The sequence below is a fragment of the Kitasatospora sp. NPDC093550 genome (assembly GCF_044764985.1).
Lineage (GTDB): Bacteria > Actinomycetota > Actinomycetes > Streptomycetales > Streptomycetaceae > Kitasatospora.
Genome location: NZ_JBIWJF010000040.1, coordinates 23873 through 45397, shown reverse-complemented (window position 1 = coordinate 45397; position 21525 = coordinate 23873). Strand labels below are relative to the sequence as shown.

Genomic DNA, 21525 nt, shown 5'->3' with positions numbered 1-21525 from the left:
ACGGTCAGCGGTCGGCCGACGGATCGGGGCCGCACCGGACGCACCGCGGGGTCGACCGTCTCGCTGCGACGCGGGGTCTCGCTCCGCTGCTGCGGGGACGTGGCGTCCGGACCGGGCGTCGGCAGGCCGCCGTCGGCCCCGCCCGGAGCGCTGACGCTCGGCCGTTCGGCCCCGACCGAGGAGGCCGAGCGCGTCGCCCGGCCCGCCCCGGCTGACGCCCCGACCGAGGAGGCCGAGGAGGCCGAGGAGGCCGAGCGCGGCGCCGACCGGACGGGGAGCCGCCGGATCGCGGCGGCGCGCTGGACCGGCCGCGCCCGCCCGAACTCACCGGGATCGCCGGCCGGTTCGGTCTCCGCCGCTGCCGGGGCGGCCGGGCCGGCCCGCAGGACGAGTTCCTCCCCGCCCGGGTGGCCGGCGGACGGGCCGACCGGCCTCGCCATCGCCCGCAGGATGCCCGCCGGGGCGGAGGGCAGGACGGCGTGGCCGAGCGGGCCGCTCAGCGAGGGGTCCTGCCAGGAGGCGAGCCGGGACCGGAACCGCAGGCCGTCGCTGACGCCGTGCGCCGTCCCGGCCAGGGTCGGGGTGAGCGGCCGTACCGCGCGCCACCCCCCGTCGCCGGGCGCCGGACGACGCCGGGCGGCCGCACCAGCACCGACCGCGCCCGACCCGGGGTCCGCCGCACCGCCGGAGCCGTCGCCGGCCCCGGAGTCACCGGCGTCCGGGCGGCCGCCGACCCCGTCCGTCCGTCGGCGGCCGATCCAGTCCCGCAGCCCCACCCCGCTCACCCGCCTTCGCTGACACGGGTGTTGATCCGCGCGATCTCGCGCACCCACTGCCCGCGCTCACGGTGGGTCAGGTCGAGGATGTCCTCCCGCTGCCAGTGGAAGTGGTAGGCGATGTACGCGATCTCCTCGTACAGCCGAGCAGGCGCGTACGTCACGATTCCCCCAGGCGCCCACCGGCGAGGTCGACCTCGAAGGCGCCGTCGCAGTGCGGGCAGGTCACCGCGGCGCGCGTGTGGCCTTCGCTGTTGATCCGCTGGTAGAGGTCCTGGAGGAACGCCACGTCGGTGGCGTACATCCGCTCGACGACCCCGGCGTGCACGTCGCTGATGTCGCCCAGCCTGGTGATCACGTGGCTGAGCAGCACCACGCTGAGGTAGGCCGGGTTCTCCTTGACCCGCAGGTCGATCTGCGGCATCAGTTCGTCGCGGGCGGTGGCCAGGCGCATGGTGCCGTGCCGGTGGACGGTGCCCTCGTCGTCGACGTAGCCGAGCGGCAGCTCGAACTCGAACTCGGTGTGCGGCGCCCGCCGTTGGGGCCCGGACGGTCCCGGGTACCCGGACGGCCCGGCGGGCTGCTGTGCCGGCGGCGCGGTGTGCTGCGCGGCCGGGGCCCGTTCGAGGAGTTCCTCCAGGCCGATCTTCCGCCTCACTCTACGCTGATCTCCTCGAACACGATGGTCACGGTCTCCGACGCGGCACTGGACTCGCCGGCGGTGAGCGTGGGGCCCTCCCAGCGGCTCGCCCAGGCGTTGGTGAGCTGGATGCGCCGCAGGGTGGCACCGGTGGTGTCCTTGACCTCGATGGTGAGGTTCTGCCGCGCGGTGTTGATCGCCCCGTTGTTGAGGGTCTCCTTGATCCAGTTCGAGAACGCGCTGCTCTTGTCGAGGCCGCGGGTGATCGTCACCTCGCCCGGCATCCGCGCGCCGGGCTGCTTGCGGACGATCAGTTTCCCTTCCTGGGTCACCTGCTTGTACTCGACGACCTCCTGGTCGACCGTCAGGTTGCTGATCTCCTTGACGGACTCGACGTTGTAGCCGCCGAGTTGGACGCCGAAGATGTGTGTGGAGAGCGGATCGCCTTCAGCCATGGCTAGTTGTCACCTTCCGATGGGGTGCCGACCGGGTACGGGGTGTGGGTGCCGGTCACTCGTTGACGAGGCTCGTGCTGTCGGAGAACTGGGACAGCCGGAACACCACGAACTCCGCCGGCTTCACCGGCGAGACCCCGATCTCGCAGATCACTTGGCCGAGGTCGATGGACTCCGGCGGGTTGTTCTCACGGTCGCACTTGACGTAGAAGGCCTCGGCCGCGGTCTGTCCGAACAGCGCCCCGCGCCGCCACTCCTCGGTGAGGAACGCGGTGATGTTCCGGCGGATGCTGGACCACAGCCGGTCGTCGTTGGGCTCGAAGACCACCCACTGGGTCCCCAGGAGGATGGACTCCTCCAGGTAGTTGAAGAGCCGGCGCACGTTCAGGTAGCGCCAGGCCGGGTCGGAGGAGAGGGTGCGCGCGCCCCAGATCCGGATGCCGCGCCCGGGGAAGGCCCGCACGCAGTTGACGCCGATCGGGTTCAGCAGGTCCTGCTCGCCCTTGCTGAGCCGGATCTCCAGGTCCACCGCGCCGCGGATGACCTCGTTGGCCGGCGCCTTGTGGACGCCGCGCTCGGCGTCGCTGCGCGCCCACACGCCGGCGGCGTGCCCGCTCGGCGGGACCATGACGTTGCGGCCGGTCGCCGGGTCGAAGACCTTGATCCACGGGTAGTACAGGGCGGCGTAGCGGGAGTCGAAGCCCGCCTCGTCGTTGCGCCAGGTGCGCATCTGCTGGGCGTTGAGGCCGGGCGGCGGGTCCAGCACGGCGATCCGGTCGCCCATCTGCTCGCAGTGCGACATGACGGCCAGTTGGACCGTCCGCAGGCCCTCCCCGTCGATGTCGCCGCGCTGGTAGGCGCTCATCAGGTCGGGCACCGCGACCATGGTGATCTCGTCGATCGCCTCCAGGCCGGAGAAGCCGGTGCGGGCGGCGGCGTCGCCGACGTACTCGGCGGGGTCGAGCCGGCCCGCGGCGGCCGCGACCGGCCCGGTGGCGGGCGCGGGGGCGGCGGCGAGGGCGTGGGTCCGGCGCTCGGGGCGGCTCGGCGCGGTGCCGGGCTGCTCGGCGACGGCGACCAGCTTGGACTCCCGCAGCTGGGTGACGAGGTAGCCCTTGGTGCTCTTGCGGGTCGAGACGTCGTAGGTCTCCGCGACCTCGGCGCCCCGGCGCACCAGCAGCCGGAAGCGGTCCTCGGGGACGTTCTCGCCCTCCACGTCGGCGATCTCGACGGAGACCTCGCCGCCCGCGCCGGGCAGCGCGGAGAAGAGGAAGCCGGCGATCGCGACGGGCGCGGGCGCGGTCACGGCGGGGGCGGTGGCGCCGGGCGCCTGCCGGGCCGGGTCGCCGACCCGCACCACGTAGGCGGAGCCGCCGCCGTTGGCGAAGAAGCCGTACACCGCGTGCGCCAGGTAGGTGCCCTCGGTGAACCCGCCGAACCGCTGGACGTACTGGTCCCAGTTGGTCACCAGTGTGGGCTCGTGGAAGGGGCCGGTCTCGGCGAAGCCCACGAACGCGGCGACGGCCGTGCCGACGCCCTCGATCGGCCGGGCACCGGACTGGACCTCCTCCACGTACACACCCGGGGTGAGGTACGACGGCATTCGCGCTCCTTCGGTCGCCGGTCAGTCGCTCCCGAGTCTGCTGCGCGGGCTCCGGCCGGGGGAGGTCCGCAGGTCCCGGACCGGGGGCAAGAACGACTTCCCCCTGCGGGCAACCGCGCCGGTTGCCGGCGGTGCCGGACGGGCGGCACCCGCCGGGGCGAGCGGTGCCCGCCGGGGCCGGTCCGGACCGGCCGGGTGCCGCCCGGCCGTACGGTCAGTCCCGCCCGAGGACGGCCAGCCACGGCCCGAACTCGCTCTCCAGCACCAGCCGGCCGAGCTTGCGGTACTCCCCGATCACCGCGGCGACCAGCTGCGCCATGCCCAGCGGGGTGCCCGCTCCGGCCGCCAGGTAGGCCGCGGAGACCGCGCAGGCCCGGATGGAGCCGCCGGTGAGTTCGAAGTTCCGGGCGCAGAAGTCCAGGTCGAGGTCGTCGCCGCGGGGCAGCCGCGGCCCCAGGCAGCGGTCCCACAGCACCCGCCGCTGTGCCTCGTCCGGCAGCGGGAACTCCGCGATGACGTCCAGTCGGCGGGTGAACGCCTCGTCGAGGTTGGCGCGCAGGTTGGACGTCAGCACGGCGATGCCCTCGAAGGACTCCATCCGCTGGAGCAGGTAGGCCGTCTCCACGTTGGCGTGGCGGTCCTGGGCGTCCTTGACCTGGGAGCGCTTGCCGAACAGCGCGTCCGCCTCGTCGAACAGCAGGACGCCGTTGACCTGCGCGGCCTCGGTGAAGATGCGTTCCAGGTTCTTCTCGGTCTCGCCGATGTACTTGTCCACCACCGTGGACAGGTCCACCACGTACAGCTCCATGCCGAGCTCCGCGGCGACGACCTCGGCCGACATCGTCTTCCCGGTGCCCGACTCCCCCGCGAACAGGGCGATCACCCCGTTGCCGCGGCCGCCGCCCGGGCGCATCCGCCACTGGCCGAGCACCCGGTCGCGGTGCCGGGCCCGCAGCACGAGTTCGCGCAGCCGGCCCGCGGTGGGGTCGGGCAGCACCAGGTCGGCCCAGCCGACGGCGGGCTCGATCCGGCGGGCCAGCCGGGCCAGACCGGCCGCGTTCTGCGCCCGTACGGCGGACCGCAGGTCCTCGGCGCGCACCGGTCGCCGCTCGGCGGCCGCCGTCCGGACGGCCACCGAGGCGGCCCGCTCCAACTTCTCCTGGTCCACCCGGTAGGCGGCCACCGCCTCGGCCAACTCCTCGCTCAGCGGCTCCGGTTCACGGCCGTCCGACGGCCCGGCGAGGGCCCGGGCCCACCGCTCGGACCGGCCGCGGGCGTCCGGCGGCGGGACGGTGACCACCACCGGGCTCTCCCGCGCCCAGAGCGGGTCCCACACCTGCGGACCGTGCACGACCAGCGGGACGGGCGCCAGGGCCGCGCACAGCTCGCGCAGCAGCGCGGCGCGCTCGGGCCGTTCGGGTTCCAGCCGGTCCAGCGGTCCGAGCAGCACGCCGGCGCCGGTCAGCCGGGCCTCGCGGGCGAGCACCCGGACCAGGCCCGGGTAGGGGCGGGCGGCGAGCGCGGCGGCGTCGACCACCAGGGGCGGGGCGCCGTCGGCGGCGAGGGCGGCCACGGCCGGCGGGCCGGCGTAGCCCTCCCGGTCCAGCAGGTGCACCAGTCCGCCGTCCGCCGCGGCCGCGCGCACCTGCCGGACGAAGTCCTCGGCACCTCCGGTGTCCGGCGCTCCGGCGTCCGGCGCTCCCGTGCCGTACGCTCCGCCGGCGGGCGCGGCGCGGTGGGCCAGTCCGTCGAGCGCGCCGTCCGGCTCGTCGTCGCCGAGCAGATGGGCCGTCACCCGGTCCGGCACCCGCAGGGTGCGGGAGAGCAGCGGGCGCTCCGGCTCGGCGACCTCCAACAGGCCACCGGCGATCAGCGGGGCCCGTACGGCGAACCGGAAGCGGCCGGCGCCGGCGCCGGACAGTCCGCACAGCTCCAGGGCCAGCCCGACGGTCGGCCGGCGGCGGGTCAGGTCGTCGTTGAGGTAGCCGTAGAGCTGCTCGAAGCGGGTGTCGAGGTCGGGGGCGAGGGCCACCAGCAGGAGTTCGAGGTCCACCGGGAGCAGCCCGAAGGCCTCGCTGAGCCGTGCCAGCCGTGAGCCGGGCGGCGGCGGGGCGGGGGCGTCCGCCTCGCCGTCGCCGTCGCGGTCGCGGTCGCCGTCGCCGGGGTTCGCGGGGGCGCCGCAGGCGGCGGAGGAGGTCGCGAGGATCCGCTCCACCGCCTCCGGGCTGAGGTACTGGCCGCGGTACGGGTCGTCCGGGTCGGGGTCGTCGGCCCGGCGCTCGCGCACCGCGGCCCTGACCCGCTGCTCGACCCGGTGCAGCCGCTGCCACAGGTGGTCGAGGCCGGCCGACGCCCCGTCGGTGAGCGTGTCCGGCGTGTCCGGCGTGGCGGGTGTGTCGGGTGCGGCGGGCGTGTCCGACGCAGCGGGCGCGGCCACGGCGGCCGGTCCGAGGTCGAGGCTCATCGCGCCCCGCCCCGGTGCCGGCGGCCCGGCGGCAGCACGCGGTCCCGGGGCGCGGCGAAGCCGTCCGGTCCCGGGTCCGCGGCACCGCGGTAGCGCAGCCGACGGCCCGCGCCCTCGGCTGCCGGGCCGTCCGGAGCGGCGGCCCCGGACTCCCCGGACGCGCCCCCGGCCTGCCGGGAGGTGTCCTCGACCCGCGCCACCAGGCCCTCGGTGACCGGCGGCCCCACGGCGGTGTGCCCGCCGGGCAGCGGGGCGAGCACCCGGAGGTCGATGGAGGGCCGCAGCTCCCCGCCGAGCGCGGACCAGACGTCCGACACCGACGGCAGACCGGTTTCGCGCCCGGAGATGTCGAGCCCGACGGTCAGCCCCTGCCGTTCCAGCGTCCCGGTGAGCAGCCGGGCGGGCAGCGCGTCCACGGCGGTCAGGCACTGCAACACCTCGGACAGCAGACGGTGTTCGTCCTGCGGCCGGTTGGTCCAGACGGTGACCAGGTAGGCCAGCTCGAACCACCGCGGGGCGGCGCGCAGGCCGGTCACCAGGCCGTCCGCGTCGTACTCCGAGACGGCGCCGGCCTGCCGACGGGCCGTCTCCTCACGGATCCCGTACAGGAAGACGCTGACCGTCGGCGCGGTGCGGCGGGAGGCGAAGTCCTTGGTGGGCGCGTCGAAGACCACCTCGACCCCGCGTTCCGGCAGGCCGGCCTCGCCGAGCAGCAGCCGCAGCGCCTCGTCGACCTCGTGGATCACCGGCGCTCCACCTCCCCCGGCGGACCGATGCTGCCCTCGACCACCAGGAAGGGGGTGGTCACCGGGGAGAACCCGGGGCCGTCGGCGGTGATGGTGCGCGGGCCGGTCTCGTCCTTGGGGAGGATGAGCAGCTGGCCGGCGAAGGTCCCGTCGGCCTTCGGGAAGGTGGGCGCGGCCGCGGCGGTGATGCCGGGCTGCCAGGTGAACCGGACCGGTACGCCGGGCGGGAAGTCCACGCCGCGCACGGAGGTCACGAAGCCGGGCTTGCCGATCGGCGGCACCGCGACGATCCGGGGCTGCAGGACGCGCAGCGGGGTGGTGGCCCGGTGCGGTCCGGGGGTGGCGTCGGTGCCGGTGGTGGTCAGGACCGCGGTGACGGTGGTGTCCAGCACGGCCACGGGTGACAGCACCACCCGGACGACCTGGCTGCCGCCCGGGGACAGGTCGGCCAGGGCGCAGCCGTCGGTCCGGCAGCCGGGGGGCAGTGCCTCGGTGGGCACGCCGGGGGGCAGGCCGAGGGTCAGCCGCAGCCCGGTGGCGAGGGCCTGGCCGGTGTTGCGCACGGTGTAGCTGACGGTCACGTGGCCGCCGACGTAGCCGGGGTTGGGCTGGGCGTCGATCGCCACGGTCGGGCCGGCCTGCGGTGGCGGTGCCGGGGCGGGCGCGGGGGGCGGCGGGGGTGCCGGGGCGGGCGTGGTGGCCGGGGTCGGGGCGGGGGTCGGCGTCGGGGTCGGTGACGGGGTGGGCGAGGCGGAGGGCGAGGGGGTCGGCGTCGGGGACGGGGTCGGCGGCTCCTGGACGGGCAGGGAGGTGAGGGCGGAGTCGTCCCCGGGGTTGGGGTCGGCCACCGCGCCGGTGACGGTCCAGCCGAACTGCTGGGTGCCGGTGCGGGTGCCGATCAGCCGGGCGGTCACCTTGACCACCGCGCCCGGTGCCAGGGTGCCGAGTTCGCAGCGCAGCGCCGCGGCGTCGCAGGTCCCGACCGGGGTGGTCAGTGCGCCGAGCCGGGCGCCGGTCGGCACCGAGGCGGTGAGGACGGTTCCGGGCGAGGGCGCCGGGCCCTTGTTGGTGACGGTGAGCGTCACGTCGGTGCCGCCGCCGACGGGGACGGCCGGGGTCCGGTCGGGGGCGTTCAGGGCCAGGTCGACGGACTGCTGGACGGCCGGTTCCTTCTGCCGTCCGGGCAGCCGCCGGTCGAGCGGGGTGAGCGTGCCCGCCGCGAAGTCGTAGAGGGCCAGGCTCTCCGGCGAGTTCGGCGGCAGGGCCCGGCGGGAGCTGAGCACCAGCTGCGCGCTGTTCGCCGTCCAGGCGACGTCGCGGGGCTGGAACGGCCCGGCGTCGGAGGTGTCGGGCAGCGGGCGGGTGCAGGCGTCCTTCTGCCCGCGCAGGGCGGCGGGCAGGACCACCGTGCAGTCGTCGCCGGTCGGCGAGGTGACCACGATCCCGTCCTGCTGGTTGTTTCCGCCGTTGCCGGCCTTGCGGTTGAAGGCGATGCGCCGGCCGTCGGGCGAGAACGCGGGGCTGTCGTCGATGACGGCGCAGGTGCCCGGGCAGATGGTCCGGCTGAGGTCGGTCTGCCGGGTGAGGTCGTCCGCGCGCGCGGTCCACAGGTGCAGGTTTCCGGCGTTCCCGTCGACCACCGCGGTGCGGGAGAAGACGATCAGTTTCCCGTCGGGGGACCAGAAGGGCTGGCCGTCCGAGGCTCCCGGCTGGCCGGCCGGGGGCTGGACGGTGCCGACGATCGCCCCGGTGGACATCTGGGCGATCAGGATCCGTCCCGGGCGGCCCGGGTCCTGGCCGGCGGCCGGGGTGCTGCGGCTGAACACCAGGAGCCGGCCGTCCGGTGAGACGGAGGGGTCGGTGTCCCGGTCGAGCGGGCCGCGCCCGGCGAGGTTCATCGGGTGCGGGTCGGCGCCGTCGGCGTCGGCCAGCCAGATCCGCTGGATCCGCCCGGCCGGCGCGTCCTCGTAGCGGGTGACCACGATCCGGCGGCCGTCGGGCGTGTAGGTCTGCCGCTCGAACCACGGGTCGTAGCCGGGGCGGGGGTGGAAGAGCGGGTCGGCGCCGGGGTCGGGGTTGGTGTTGGTGTCGGCGGCCGGGTCCTCCCTGAGCACGCTGATGCCGAGGTCGCGCGGGTCGGCGCCGTCGGGGCGGACGTCCTGGACGTCGGCGATGTTGGCGGCGGCGGCGCTGGTCTGCTCGACCACCGGGCCGCCCGCGGCCTGGGTGCCGAGCCAGGTCGGCGTCGCGATCAACCGGTCGGTGCGGTAGAGCAGTTGGGGATCGGTGCAGGAGCACGTCGGCGCCCGGTACAGGTTGAGCACGGGCGGCTGCGCCGGGTCGGGCTGCGGCGGGTCGGTGCCGAGCCGGTCGGCGCTCAGGAAGAGCACTCCGGTGCCGTCGGCCAGCCAGGAGGCGGAGCCGGTCCGCCACGTGGAGCCGGTGCCGGGGAAGAAGGCCTTGTCACCGCCGGTGGGCGAGGTGAGCATCAGGGTCCGGCCCTGGCCGCCCCGGTCCCAGGTGTAGACGATCTGGTTCCGGTGCTCGTCGTCGTTCACCGGGTTCCAGGTCGGGTCGACGGCGTCGCCGTCGGTCACGTTGGTGACCTTGACCGGTGCGCCGCCCTCGTACGGCCGCAGGTAGATCTGCCGGTGCGCCGGGTCGCCGGTGCAGGAGTAGGCGATCCACTTGCCGTCGGGCGAGACCGTCGGGTGCGTCTCGTCGGCCGCGCCGTCGGTGATCCTGCGCAGCCCGGAGCCGTCCCGGCCGACCACCCACAGCACGTGCTGGGTCCGGCCGCCGGTGCCGGGCTCCAGGGACTCGAACACCACGCCCTTGCCGTCCGGCGCCAGCGCGGGGTGGGCGGTGTCCATGCCGGTGGTGAGCCGGCGCACCGCGCCCGTCGCGTCGCGCAGGTAGACCTGGGGCAGCGGGCCGTCGCGCAGGCTGGTGAAGACCAGGTCGCCGCCGCGGGCGGAGGGGTCCTGGTCGAAGTGGATCGGGCCGGGGCCGAACAGCGGGTCGCTGGTCGCCGCGCCGGTGACCCGGCCGAGGCCGCGGTGGTTGGTGCCGGCGAAGACGATCCGTCCGGCCGCCGGGTCGGCGGCGGCAGCGGCCGGGGTCGCGGGGGCGCCCTGCCCGCCGGAGGCGGCGGTGCCCAGGGTCACCACGGCCGTCGCCAGCGCGAGCAGGACCGCGACGGCGGCCCGGCCCGGCCGCCGGATGGAACGGGGGGTGGCGGTGGCGCCGATCACGCTCGACCTCACTAGGTGGCAGGGGCGGTCTCCCCCGCAGTCTCCCCGGCTCGGGCACCCGGGACCAGAGCCCGGGTGCCCGAGCCGGGGGTAACGAGCGGTGTCCCCGAAGGGCAACCCGGCGCGGCCGGACCGACCGCGGACCGACCGCAGACCGACTGCGGACCGCCCGCGGACCGCCCGGCCGGGCCGGGGTGGCGCTCAGATCAGCCCGCGCCGCATCGCGTACCCCACCGCGTGGGCCCGGTTGCGCAGGCCCAACCGCGTGATGATCTCGTGCAGCACGTTCTTGACGGTGCGTTCGGAGTAGGAGGTCTTGGCGGCGATCTCACTGGTGTCGAAGCCCTCGGCGACCAGCCGGAGCATCTCCGTCTCCCGGGCCGTCAGCGTCGACAGGGTCATCCCCCGCCCGTCGAGCATGGTGCGCTGGAGCGCCCCGATCCGGTCGAGCAGCTCGCCGAGCAGGTCCCCGGGCATCACGCCCTCGCCGTTGGCCAGCGCGGTGATGAGGTGCACCAGCCGGTCCTGGTCCGCCTCGGAGCGGCGCAGCACGGCGGCGACCCCGTACTCGACGATCGTCTGCAGCCCGCCGGCCTCGAACTGCCCCACCACCAGGCCTATCCGGCCCGAGGTGGCGAGCCGCAGCCGGCGCAGGTGCTCGGCCACGGTCTCGGTCAGGGCGTCGACCACCAGCAGCGAGACCTCCGCTTCGGCCGCCTCGCTCTCGCTCAACAGCTCCACCTCGGGCCGTTGGCGCAACTGCTGGACCACGCCGGTCTGCAGGATGATGTCCTCCGCGTACACCGCCACGCGCACCTGGGCCGGCTTCCCGCGCTGGGCGGGGACGACCGGGCCGGAGCGCCGGACACCGGCGGACGGCGGTGTCTGCACGGCCCGACGGGGTGTGACGGCTTCCTCACGGGTTGTATCGGTCGACGTCATCGAACTCTCCATTTCTTCAAAGCAGTTGCTGCAGTTGCTGTGTTGACGGCCCGTCCGCCGAGGGCCGGGGCCGACGGTCGGCCCGGGTGGTGCGCACGCCCGGATCGCGGGGTGAGCCGCGACGGCACCGGGCAGGGTCCGTCTGTCCGCGCGGGCAAGCGGTGTGCCCACGGCTTGCCCGCGCGGCCCTCTCCTCCGACCGGCCTTCGGCCCTACCGTCACGCCATGACCACATCCGCCGAACTCGGCCTGCCCGCGCTGACGGTGGCGCCCGGTGGCGTGGCCACCACGACCCTGACGGTACGCAACGACCTCGACATCGTTGAGGCGTACACGCTGGAGGTGGTCGGTGACTGCGCCCCGTGGACGACGGTCGAGCCGGCCAGGATCTCCCTCTACCCGGGGACGTCCGAGACGGTGACGGTGCGCCTGGCCCCGCCGCGCTCGAGCGCCGCCCGGGCCGGTGAATTCCCGCTCGGCATCCGCGTGTTGCCGACCGAGCGGGCCGATCTGGTGACCGTCCCGGAGGCCACGGTCACCGTCACGCCGTTCCACGAGCTGCAGGCCGCGCTGGCCCCGCGGCGCCGCCGCGGCTGGCTGCGCGGACGCTACCGGACCTCGGTGCGCAACCTCGGGAACGCCCCCGGCACCGTCGCCCTCACCCCCGGACAGGCCGGCGAGGACCTGCGGTTCCGGATCACCCCGGAGCGGCTGCGCCTCGAACCCGGCGAGTCCGCCGAGCTGCGGGTGCAGGCCCGCGCGCGCAAGCTGATCTGGTTCGGCAAGCCCGCCTCCTGGCCGTTCGAGGTCGCGGTCGGCCCGCTGCAGGGTACGGACGGCAAGGGTTCGGACGGCAAGGGGCCGGACGGCGCGGGCACGGACGGCACGGCGGGCAAGGGCCCCGAGGCCGCCGGAGCGGGCGGCCGGAGTGGGAGCCCGGGCGGCGGGGGCGCGGCCGAGAGCGCCCCGACCGCTCCCCTGGCGGCCGCCCAACGGCCCGTCCTGGACGCCGAGTTCCTTCAACTGCCGATCCTCCCCAAGTGGCTGCTCGCGCTGCTGGCGGCGCTGATCGCGCTGCTGCTGGCCTGGTTCGCGCTGGTCCGCCCGGCGGTGCGCAGTTCCGCGAAGCAGGCCGCCGAGAAGGTCGTCGCCCAGCAGAGCGCGACCCCGGCTCCGCCCGCGGCCACTCCCGAGGCCGGCGGGTCGGCGACCCCCGGGAGCGGGAACGCCGGCTCCGGCGGCCAGGCCAAGCCGGGCAGCGGGCAGGCGAGCCCGGGCAGCGGCGGCCGCGGCTCCGGCGGCCTGGCGGTACCGGGGACGGGACAGCAGAGCTCCGCCACGATCGACGTGCAGACCGCGGGCGGCGCGTCCGCCGTGGGCAGCTACCAGGTGCCGCACGGCAAGGTCTTCGACATCACGGACCTCGTGGTGGCCAACTTCCAGGGCGACCAAGGACTAGTGACCATCACGGCCGGGAACCAGACGATCACCACGATCGCGTTGGAGACCTTCCGCAACCAGGACTACCACTGGGTGACCCCGATCCAGGTCGGCGAGGACCAGTCGGTGACGGCGAGCGTGACCTGTGAGACGCCGGGCACTCCGGCCTCCGGCAAGCAGGCGGCCACGTGCCACGAACTCCTCAACATCAGCGGCGCGTTGAGCGACATCAGGCGGGGGAACTGAATCGGCGTACAGGACGGGCCAAGCCTTTCCGGACAGCCCGGGAGGGCAGGCCGCCCCCGAGTGCCACAACGATGCGGACGGGCCACTTCCGGCCCGTCCGTTTTCGATCCCCCACCGATATCTCCTCCTACGGCCCGTGACCATGTCAACACCGGCCGCACACCCTGGCCGGTTCGCAACCCCTCCCACGAGGCCGGAGAACCGCCCCAGCTCGGGCCGCCCGCCCTCCCAGGACAACCCGGCGGGGCCCGCCGAGGCAACCGGCCCTTCCCTCCCGGACGGTGAGGTCTGCCCCGGCGCACCACCGGCAGACCGCTGATCCGGCAATGCCGTTGCCCTTTCCAACCATCTCCGCCGCACGCCCCAGCGCCCCGCCCGCGCCGGCCGCGCGGACCCGCCGCCCGCGCCCGCGATTCCGTCCGGCCGGACCGCACGAATCCGGCCAAGCACGGCGGGCCGTGCACGACCGGACGACGAGCGCCGTCGATGCCCCGGTTCGGGCCTGCCGACCCGCCCGGTGACCGTATGCTCACCGAATGGATACGGACGGAACGGCGCGGCCCTGTGACGTGCTCGTCGCCGGCGCCTACTTCGCGGACCTGGTGTTCCACGGCCTGCCGCGGCCGGTGCGGCCCGGGACGGAGGTGTTCGCCGACGGCTTCGGACTGGTGCCGGGCGGCGCGTACACCCTGGCGATGGCGCTGCGCCGGCTCGGGCGGCGGGTGGTGTGGAGCGCGGACTTCGGCACCGACCCCTTCAGCGCGCACGTGCTGTCCTGCGCCCGACGGGAGGGCCTGGACGAGGCCGCCTTCCGTCACCACCCCTTCCCCGTACGGAGCCTGACCGTCGCCCTGTCGTCCGGCGAGGACCGGGCGATGGTCAGCTTCCAGGACCCGGTCGACCCCGAGCCGCTCGGCCCGCTGCTGCGGCGGGCCCGCCCACGCGTCCTGATGCTTCCCCAACTACGCTGGGACGACGAGACCTTGTCCGCCCTCCGGACGGCGCGGCAGCTCGGCGCGCTGGTGGTCATGGACTGCCACGACACTCCCGCGACCCTGGACGACCCGGCCGTCCGCGACGCCCTGGCCCTGGTCGACGTCTTCACCCCGAACGACGCCGAGGCCCTGCGCCTGACCGGCGCCCGCGACCCGGACGACGCGCTCGCCGCGCTGGCCCGCCTGGTGCCCGCCGTGGTGGTCACCCGCGGCGCCCGGGGTGCCAGCGCCGTACGCAACGGCGAGCGCCACGACGTCCCCCCGGCCTCCGCCGCCCCCGCCGTCGACCCGACCGCGGCCGGCGACTGCTTCAACGCCGGCCTGGTGCACGGACTCCTCGACGGCCGGAGCCTGCCCGAGTGCCTCGCGGCGGCCGCGATCTGCGGAGCCGCCGCGACCACCGGCCCCGGATCCGACCCGGCCCTGCGCGCGGCCGAGCTGGCCCGCCGGCTGCGCCCCCTCGGGGCCGCGGAACGGGCGATCCGCCGCCCAACCACCCCGCTGAGGTGAACACTTCACCACGCGGCGTGATCGTGTTAGCGTCCCTCGGATGTCGAGAATTCTGGTCACCGATCTGGACGGCACCTTACTCGGCGGCACCCCCGACGACCGCGCCCGGTTACGGGAGGCCCTGACCCGCAACCCCGGGGTGACACCGGTCTTCGCCACCGGCCGCGGGCTGACCTCCGTCCGGGACCTGCTGCGCGACCCGCTCGTGCCCGCGCCCCGCTGGATCATCGCCGACGTCGGCGCCACCGTGATCGACGGCACCGACTTCACCCCCGTGCACCCGGTGCAGGACCAGCTGCGGGCCGGCTGGCCGGGGCCCGAGCGGATCCGCGCGGCCCTGCGATGCTTCCCCGGGCTCGCCTACCAGCACGACGTCGTCCAGGACGGCCGCTGCTCCTACCACCTCGCCCCGGACCGGCTCACCGACGAGCTCACCGCCGCCGTCGAAGCCCTCGGCTGCGCCTGGGTGTACTCCGGCGACCGCTACTTCGACGTCCTGCCGCCGGGCGCCTCCAAGGGCAACGCCCTCCGGGCCCTGGCCGGGAAGCTGGGCTGGCGGCCCGAGGCGATCCTGGTCGCCGGGGACTCGCTCAACGACCTCTCGCTCTTCCGGACCGGCGCGCACGGGGTGGTCGTGGCCGGCGCCGAGCCCGCGCTGCTCACCGCCCTCGCCGACGACCCCCTGGTCCACCGCCCCGACCACGTCGGCGCGGCCGGCATCCACACGGCGCTCCGGGAACTCGGCTGGCTCACCCCCGAGCCCGGTCCGGTCCCCGCCCCGACGCCCGGCCGCGCCACCGCCACCGCCACCGCCCCGGGCGAGCACTCCCTGCTGGTGGCCTACCACCGGCCCCCGCTGCACTGGAACGGCCGGGACTGGCAGCCGCCCGGCAGCCCCAACGGCATCCTGCCCACCCTGACCAGCGCCTTCGCCGACGGCCTGCCCGGCGTGTGGGTCAGCGCGCTGGTCGGCGACGAGCGGCGGGCCGCCCTCCCCCGCCCCGCCGGGGTACCGCTCTCCCCCGTGCCGCTCGACACCGCCGCCTGGGCCGGCTACTTCCACCGCGCCTGCAAGGAGACGCTGTGGCCGGTGCTGATGTCCGAACCGGAGCGGTCGGCCTTCCACGGACCCGCCTGGGCCGACTACCGCGCGGTCAACGCGCGCTTCGCCCGGCACATCAGCGCCCAGGCCGCCCCCGGCGCCACCGTCTGGCTCCACGACTACAACCTCTGGCTCGTCCCCGGCCTGCTCCGCCGTCTCCGTCCCGATCTGAGGACCGGGCTCTTCCACCACACCCCTTTTCCACCCCCGGAGGTCTTCGCCACCCTCCCGGTCGCCGCCGAGCTGCGCCGCTCGCTGGCCCGCCTCGACTGGGCCGGCTTCCACACCGAGGAATTCGCCGAGCACTTCCGCCGCACCCTGGCCGGCCTGCCCGACCCGCCGCACACCGCCGTCCACCCGCTCGGGATCGACCGGCCGGCCGTCGAGCGGCTCGCCCGCCTGCGCGCTCCGCGGCGCCGCCCGGCCGCCGGCCGCGTGGTGCTCTCGGTCGAGCGCCTCGACTACGTCAAAGCCCCGATCCAGAAGGTCGACGCCGTCGAGCGGCTGCTCACCCGCCGGCCCGAGCTGCGCGGCCGGCTCACCTTCCGGTTGGTCTGCCCGCCGCCCGAACCCGGCATCACCGCCTACGACGCCACCCGGAGCCGGCTCGAGCAGCGCATCGCCGAGGTCAACGGCGCCTGGCGGCAGGCGGGTTGGCAGCCGGTGGACTACCTGCCGCAGAGCCTGACCGCCACCGCGGTCGTCGACGAGTACCTGGCGGCCGACGTGCTCTGGGTGACCTCGCTGCAGGACGGTATGAACCTCACCGCCAAGGAGTTCGTCGCCGCCCGGGCCGCCCTCCCCCGCGAGCACACCGAGCCGGGCGTCCTGGTGCTCTCCCGGCACGCCGGCGCCGCCGCCGAACTCGGGGAGGCGGCCCTGCTCACCGACCCGAACTCACCCGAGGACCTCAGCGCCGTCCTCGCCCGCGCGCTCGACCTCACTCCCGCCGAACGCCGTTCCCGCCTGGACCGGCTCTCGGTGCTCCTCGGCCGGGACCGGCCCGCCGACTGGGCCGCCCGCATCGTCCGGGCGATCCGGAGCTGCTCCCCACCCGTCTCACCTGACGGGACTTTCAGCATACGGAGCGATCTTGGCGCGTACCCCCGGTAGAGTGGTGGATCGTGGCCAGTCGTAAAACGTCGATCATGGAAGCAGCGGCGCGGGTGATCGCGCGACGCGGAGTGCGCGGGCTGCGGGTGGAGGAACTCGCGGCCGAGGCGGGCGTCTCCACCGCGCTGATCTACTACCACTTCAAGGACCGTACGGGGATCCTCCGGCAGACGCTGGAGTTCATCAACGACCGGGCGGAGCGGTACACGACCGAGCGCGACCCGGACGCACCGCCGCTGACGGCCCGCGAGGAACTGGAGCAGACGCTGCTGCTGGAACTCCAGGACACCGTCGAGGTGCGGGAGAACAGCACCGCCTGGGGGGAGCTGCGGGCCAGCGCGGTGTTCGACGAGACCCTGCGCGAGGACCTGGCGCGGGCCACCCGGATCTGGGTGCAGGAGATCGCCGAACTGCTCGGCACCGTGCAGCCGATGTCCTCGGCGGTCGCGCTGGCCGGCGCGGCGGAACGGCTGACCGCGCTGCTGGAGGGCCTGAGCACCCGTTGGCTGAGCGGCAGCCTGCCGCTGGCGCACGCCCGCACGCTGATGGTCGAGGCGATCGACATCGAGGTGTCCCGGCTCGGCGCCTGATCCCGCGCCGCTCGCGCTCCTCTCCTGACCGGCTCCCGCATCCGCTCCCGCGTCGGCTCCTGATCCGTACGGAACGCCCGGAACCGTCACGCCGCGTCCCGCGTCCGTCAAGGATGCGTCAACGCCACGCCAGCGCGTTTGACTGATTTTTCAGTCAGTGCGAGTCTGAACCCGCAGGCAGGGCGCTGCCGCCGGTCCACCCCGCCGTGCGGTGGTGCGCCGCGACACGAAGAGTGGAGACGCGCACCCTGCCCGTGCACCGTCGCACGATCTGGAGACCCTCATGACCCACTACCGCGATGACCGTTCCGCCGAGGCCCACCCCTGGGTGCCGGCGGACGACGTCCCGCACGCCCGGACCTGGATGTCCTGGCCCTCCCGCCGGGGCGTGTGGGGACTGCGCCTGGGAGGCGTCCAGGAGGACATCGCCCTGATCGCGCGCACGATCGCCGAGTTCGAGCCGGTGGTGATGTGCGCCCCCGACGACTGGACCGCGGACAAGGCCCGGTCCTGGTGCGGCTCCGCCGTCGAGGTGATCAGCGACATCCCCACCGACGACCTGTGGATGCGCGACACCGCGCCGGTGTTCCGCCGGGACGGGTACGGCGGCCTGGACACCGTGGTCCTCAACTTCAACGGCTGGGGCAACAAGCAGGTGCACCACGACGACGCCCGGGTCGCCGAGCTGGTCGCCGCCCGCCGGGGCCTGCGCCACACCTACGCGGACTTCGTCGGGGAGGGCGGGGCGATCGAGACCGACGGCGACGGCACGGTGATGGCCACCGAGAGCAGCCTGGTCAACAAGAACCGCAACCGCGGCATGAGCCGGGACGAGATCGAGGAGGCCGTCCTGGAGGCCTACGGCGCCGACACGATGATCTGGCTGCCGGGCATCAAGGGCCAGGACATCACCGACGACCACGTGGACGTCACCTCCCGCTTCGTCCGCCCCGGCGTGGTGATGGTGCAGCTGCCGCCGGCCGACCGCAACGACGTCTGGGCCCGCGACGCCCGCGAGCAGTTCGCCATCCTGTCCGCCGCCGCCGACGCCCGCGGTCGCCGCCTCCAGGTCATCCCGGTGCACGGCCCGGACACCGTCCGCTCCCGCAGCTCCAAGTTCGTCGACTCCTACCTCAACTTCCACGTCGTCAACGGCGGTGTCGTCACCGCGCAGTTCGGCGACCCGTACAAGGACGCCGCCGCCAAGGAGGCGCTCGCCGCGGCCTTCCCCGGCCGCGAGGTGGTGCAGATCGACGTCGACCGCCTGATGGCCGGGGGCGGCGGCATCCACTGCTCGACCATGCACGAGCCCCTGCCGTAGCCGCGCCAGCGGCCACAGCCACAGCCACAGCCACAACTGTGACGACAGCCGTCACGACAGCCACAGATTCCCCCTGCCACGCCCACCCTCAGCTGGAGTTCCCGCATGCCCGACGACCTGTCCCGCCGTACCCTGATGCGCTCCCTCGCCGGCGTCGGCGTCGGTGTCGGCGCCCTCACCCTCGGCCTCACCGCCTGCGACCCCAACGGCATCGAGGACCCCGAGGGCGCCGTGCCGCCCCAGCGGCCGGGGGGCACCCCCGGGGTGCGCCGCTTCGGCGCCGAGTGGGACAAGCACCTGCGCACGGTGATGTCCTGGCCCGCCTCCGAGAACGTCTGGGGCGAGCAGCTCCCGGACGTCCGCCGGGACGTGGCCGGGCTGGCACAGGCCATCGCGGCCCGCGAGCCGGTGGTGCTGATGGCCCGCCCCGAGCAGAAGGACGCGGCGCAGAAGGCCTGCGGCTCGGCCGTCGAGGTGGTGCCGATCGCCGTCGACGACCTGTGGGCCCGGGACACCCTGCCGGTGTTCGTGGAGGAGGGCGGCAAGGTCAAGGGCGTCGACTTCAACTTCAACGGCTGGGGCGGGAAGCAGCAGCGCGGCAACGACTCCAAGGTCGCCCGCACGGTGCTGGAGAAGTACGGCGTCGAGCGGATCGAGACCCGGCTGGTCGCCGAGGGCGGCTCCTTCGAGACCGACGGCCAGGGCACCCTGATGGTGACGGAGAGCTCCGTCGTCAACGACAACCGCAACCCGGGCATGAGCCGGGACCAGGTCGAGGCCGAGCTGAAGAAGGTGCTCGGCGTGACCAAGGTGATCTGGCTGGCCGGCGTCAAGGGCAAGGACATCACCGACGCGCACGTCGACTGCCTGACCCGGTTCGTCGCCCCGGGCGTGGTCCTGCTCGACCAGGCCTTCCCCGGCACCCCGCCGGACGTCTGGTCCCGCTCCGCCGACCAGGCGCGCTCCGTCCTGAAGGACGCCACCGACGCGACGGGAAAGAAGCTCCAGGTGGTGGAGCTCCAGCAGCCGGACCCGGACAAGATCACCGGGCGCGGTGACGCCTTCGTCTCCTCGTACATGAACTTCTACATCGGCACCAAGGGCGTCTACCTGCCGAAGTTCGGCGACGCCAGGGCCGACGAACGGGCGCAGCAGATCATGAAGCAGTACTTCCCGGGCCGGGAGGTCGTGCCCGTCAAGATCGACGCGATCGCCGCCGGTGGCGGGGGCATCCACTGCGCGACCCACGACATCCCCGCCCTCGGCTGATCGGGCGCGCCGTCCGCGAGGACGGCCCGGTGGGGCCGGGTCCGGTCGGCGGGCCGGACCCGGCCCCACCGGCCGGGGCTGCCTCAGGCGGCGGGCTGCTGCTGGGTGACGCAGTGGATCCCGCCGCCGCCCGCACCGAGGTAGTCGATGTCGAGCTGTTCCACGGCGCGGCCGGGGAACAGCCGGGCGAGGGTGGCCCTGGCCGCGGCGTCGGCCCTGGTGTCGCCGAACTGCGCGGAGATCACCGCGCCGTTGCACAGGTAGTAGTTGGCGTAGGAGCCGACGAAGTTGCGGTCGGTGGAGCGGATGAGGTTGTAGTCGGGCCCCTGGATCCGACTGACCGTGAACGGGACGCCCTGGGCGCTGGTGGAGGTGGTCAGCGTCTTGTACTGCTGCCGTTCGTCGTCGGACCAGACGTCGGTGTCGCTCGCCAGGGGCATCTGGACCGCGGCCGTGCCGGCGCCGAGGAAGCGGGAGGTGGCGTCCACGTGGTCGTCGGTGATGTCCTGGCCGGCGATCCCGGGGAACCAGATCACCTTGGTGGCCCCGTACGCGGCGCACATGGCGCCCTCGATCGCGGTCTGCGACATGCCGGGGTTGCGGTTGCTGTTGATGATGCTGCTCCGGGTGGCCATCAGCGTCCCGGAGCCGTCGGTCTCGATGGCGCCGCCCTCGGCGACCAGCCCGGCGGCGGTGAACGGCAGGCCGAGGTAGGCGGCGAGCCGGCCGGCGACCAGGGCGTCGTTGCCGTGCGGGTTCTGGTGGTTGCCCCAGCCGTTGAAGTTGAGGCCGACGGTGTCCAGGCCGCCCGCGCCGTCGGTGCGGAAGACCGGTCCGGTGTCGCGCATCCAGCAGTCGTCGACCGGGATGTCGCCGATGACGGTGACGGTCGAGCCGCACATCGACCGGGCCTTGGCCACGCTGGCCGGATTCGCGCAGACGGTCACCGGCTCGTACCTGGCGATGGTCTTCGCGATGAGGGCGATGTTCGACTGGACGCCGCTGAGCTTGCTGCGCCAGATGGTGGTGCTGTCCGGCCAGGCCATCCAGGTCCGGGTGTGCGGGACGGTGTCCAGCGGCACCCGGTAGCCGGTGGCGACGGCCGGGCCGGGGGTGGTGCGGCGCTGGGCCGCCAGGGCCGGCCCGCCGGTCGCGGCGGTCAGCGCGGCACCGGCGGCGGTGAGCCCGGCGGCCGTCAGGAACCGGCGCCGGCCGAGTCGTGCGTCGAGCTCCGCGTGGGGTCTGGAGCTGTCCTCCATCACTGCCTCCCTGTCAACAGGCGCTGCTCGTGCAGCAGTTGACCGAAAAGGTAAAACTGGCCAAGCGCTCGGTCAATACTTTGCGCAGCCTCGGAGCGCGGCGATCGCCGCCGGTCCGCCCCGGCCGCCCTCCCCCGGTGGTTACAGTGACGGCCATGGCGACACAGGCGACAGGCACCGCCGCGCGGGCGGCCTCCGGAGCGGGCGGCCCCGGCCGGGCCCGGGCGTCCGCCAAGGGCGAGCAGACCCGGGCCCGGCTGATCGCCGCGGCCCGCACGCTGCTCGCGGGCGACGGCGCCGGGCGGTTCACCACCCGGAACGTGGCCGCGCTGTGCGGGGTCTCGCACGGGATGTGCCACTACCACTTCGCGGACCGCACCGACCTGATCGTCGCCGTGGTGGAGGACATCCGGCCCGAGTGGATCACGCCACTGGAACAGGCGGTGGCCGGCCCGGGCGGCTACGCCGAGCGCGCCGAACGCGTGCTGGCCCTGCTGACCCGGCCGGAGAGCCCCGACCTGGCCCGGCTGCACGCGGCCCTGCACTGGCTCGCCCTCAACGACGAACGCGTCCGCGCCGGTCTGGAGGCCGAGTACGCGCGCTGGCGGTCCTCCTTCGTGGACCTGTTCCGCTGCCTGGCCGAGGAGCGCGGCGACGGCACCGACCCGGTCCCGCTCGGCGAGGCCTTCGCCGCCGCCGTGGACGGGCTCGCCGCCATCGGCTCGCTCGACGGCACGGTGGACGCCGAGCGGGTGCTGCGGACCCTGCTGGGCTCGCTCTCCTCCTCGGCCGGGTGAGCC

Annotated in this window: 16 protein-coding genes; 7 read left to right on the top strand and 9 right to left on the bottom strand. The window is 74.7% G+C overall.

Translation table 11 applies throughout. The features are described from left to right. Positions 1-781: 781 nt before the first annotated feature. From ACIRD3_RS36855 to ACIRD3_RS36820, 8 genes are all read right to left on the bottom strand, one after another. The gene (locus ACIRD3_RS36855; protein ID WP_360509020.1) at positions 782-940 is read right to left on the bottom strand and encodes a DUF6760 family protein; all 159 of its coding nucleotides are present in this window, start codon (positions 938-940) and stop codon (positions 782-784) included. Then, on the bottom strand, positions 937-1434 hold the full coding sequence (locus tag ACIRD3_RS36850) for a hypothetical protein (protein ID WP_402225530.1): 498 nt from the start codon (positions 1432-1434) through the stop codon (positions 937-939). The genes ACIRD3_RS36855 and ACIRD3_RS36850 overlap by 4 nt, the downstream gene beginning before the upstream one ends. Further along, positions 1431-1871, bottom strand: coding sequence for a phage tail protein (locus ACIRD3_RS36845; protein WP_350524442.1), 441 nt, complete (start codon positions 1869-1871; stop codon positions 1431-1433). The genes ACIRD3_RS36850 and ACIRD3_RS36845 overlap by 4 nt, the downstream gene beginning before the upstream one ends. A 55-nt stretch (positions 1872-1926) precedes the next feature. Continuing rightward, positions 1927-3474, bottom strand: coding sequence for a phage tail sheath family protein (locus ACIRD3_RS36840; RefSeq protein WP_402225527.1), 1548 nt, complete (start codon positions 3472-3474; stop codon positions 1927-1929). A 214-nt stretch (positions 3475-3688) separates the two neighbouring features. After that, the gene (locus ACIRD3_RS36835; RefSeq protein ID WP_402225524.1) at positions 3689-5938 is read right to left on the bottom strand and encodes an AAA family ATPase; all 2250 of its coding nucleotides are present in this window, start codon (positions 5936-5938) and stop codon (positions 3689-3691) included. Then, positions 5935-6684 carry a DUF4255 domain-containing protein gene (locus ACIRD3_RS36830; protein ID WP_402225522.1) on the bottom strand — a complete coding sequence of 250 codons (750 nt, stop codon included), beginning with the start codon at positions 6682-6684 and terminating at the stop codon, positions 5935-5937. Before ACIRD3_RS36830 ends, ACIRD3_RS36835 begins: the two co-directional genes overlap by 4 nt. Further along, positions 6681-9935: a hypothetical protein gene (locus ACIRD3_RS36825; RefSeq protein ID WP_402225560.1), complete on the bottom strand. Its 3255-nt coding sequence runs from the start codon at positions 9933-9935 to the stop codon at positions 6681-6683. The genes ACIRD3_RS36830 and ACIRD3_RS36825 overlap by 4 nt, the downstream gene beginning before the upstream one ends. Positions 9936-10139: 204 nt before the next feature. Then, a complete protein-coding gene (locus ACIRD3_RS36820; protein ID WP_402225519.1) occupies positions 10140-10880 on the bottom strand; it encodes a LuxR C-terminal-related transcriptional regulator in 741 nt (246 codons plus the stop codon). A 225-nt stretch (positions 10881-11105) separates the two neighbouring features. Here ACIRD3_RS36820 and ACIRD3_RS36815 point away from each other — a divergent pair, with 225 nt between their 5' ends. From ACIRD3_RS36815 to ACIRD3_RS36790, 6 genes are all read left to right on the top strand, one after another. Further along, a complete protein-coding gene (locus ACIRD3_RS36815; RefSeq protein ID WP_402225517.1) occupies positions 11106-12566 on the top strand; it encodes a hydrolytic protein in 1461 nt (486 codons plus the stop codon). A gap of 536 nt (positions 12567-13102) precedes the next feature. Continuing rightward, a complete protein-coding gene (locus tag ACIRD3_RS36810) occupies positions 13103-14071 on the top strand; it encodes a carbohydrate kinase family protein (RefSeq protein WP_402225515.1) in 969 nt (322 codons plus the stop codon). A gap of 40 nt (positions 14072-14111) precedes the next feature. Continuing rightward, a complete protein-coding gene (locus ACIRD3_RS36805) occupies positions 14112-16286 on the top strand; it encodes a trehalose-6-phosphate synthase (RefSeq protein ID WP_402225512.1) in 2175 nt (724 codons plus the stop codon). An 11-nt stretch (positions 16287-16297) separates the two neighbouring features. Beyond that, entirely contained in the window at positions 16298-16876 is a 579-nt protein-coding gene (locus ACIRD3_RS36800) for a TetR/AcrR family transcriptional regulator (RefSeq protein WP_402225510.1), read from the top strand. Between the two features lie 283 nt (positions 16877-17159). After that, on the top strand, positions 17160-18197 hold the full coding sequence (locus ACIRD3_RS36795; protein WP_402225508.1) for an agmatine/peptidylarginine deiminase: 1038 nt from the start codon (positions 17160-17162) through the stop codon (positions 18195-18197). 105 nt (positions 18198-18302) lie between these two features. Beyond that, the gene (locus tag ACIRD3_RS36790) at positions 18303-19466 is read left to right on the top strand and encodes an agmatine/peptidylarginine deiminase (protein WP_402225506.1); all 1164 of its coding nucleotides are present in this window, start codon (positions 18303-18305) and stop codon (positions 19464-19466) included. An 83-nt stretch (positions 19467-19549) separates the two neighbouring features. Here ACIRD3_RS36790 and ACIRD3_RS36785 read toward each other — a convergent pair whose 3' ends face one another. Next, entirely contained in the window at positions 19550-20725 is a 1176-nt protein-coding gene (locus ACIRD3_RS36785) for an agmatine/peptidylarginine deiminase (RefSeq protein WP_402225504.1), read from the bottom strand. 155 nt (positions 20726-20880) lie between these two features. Between ACIRD3_RS36785 and ACIRD3_RS36780 the strand changes: the two genes are divergently transcribed. Then, complete coding sequence (locus ACIRD3_RS36780; protein WP_402225501.1) at positions 20881-21522, top strand: TetR/AcrR family transcriptional regulator; 642 nt, start codon at positions 20881-20883, stop codon at positions 21520-21522. Positions 21523-21525: the final 3 nt, after the last annotated feature.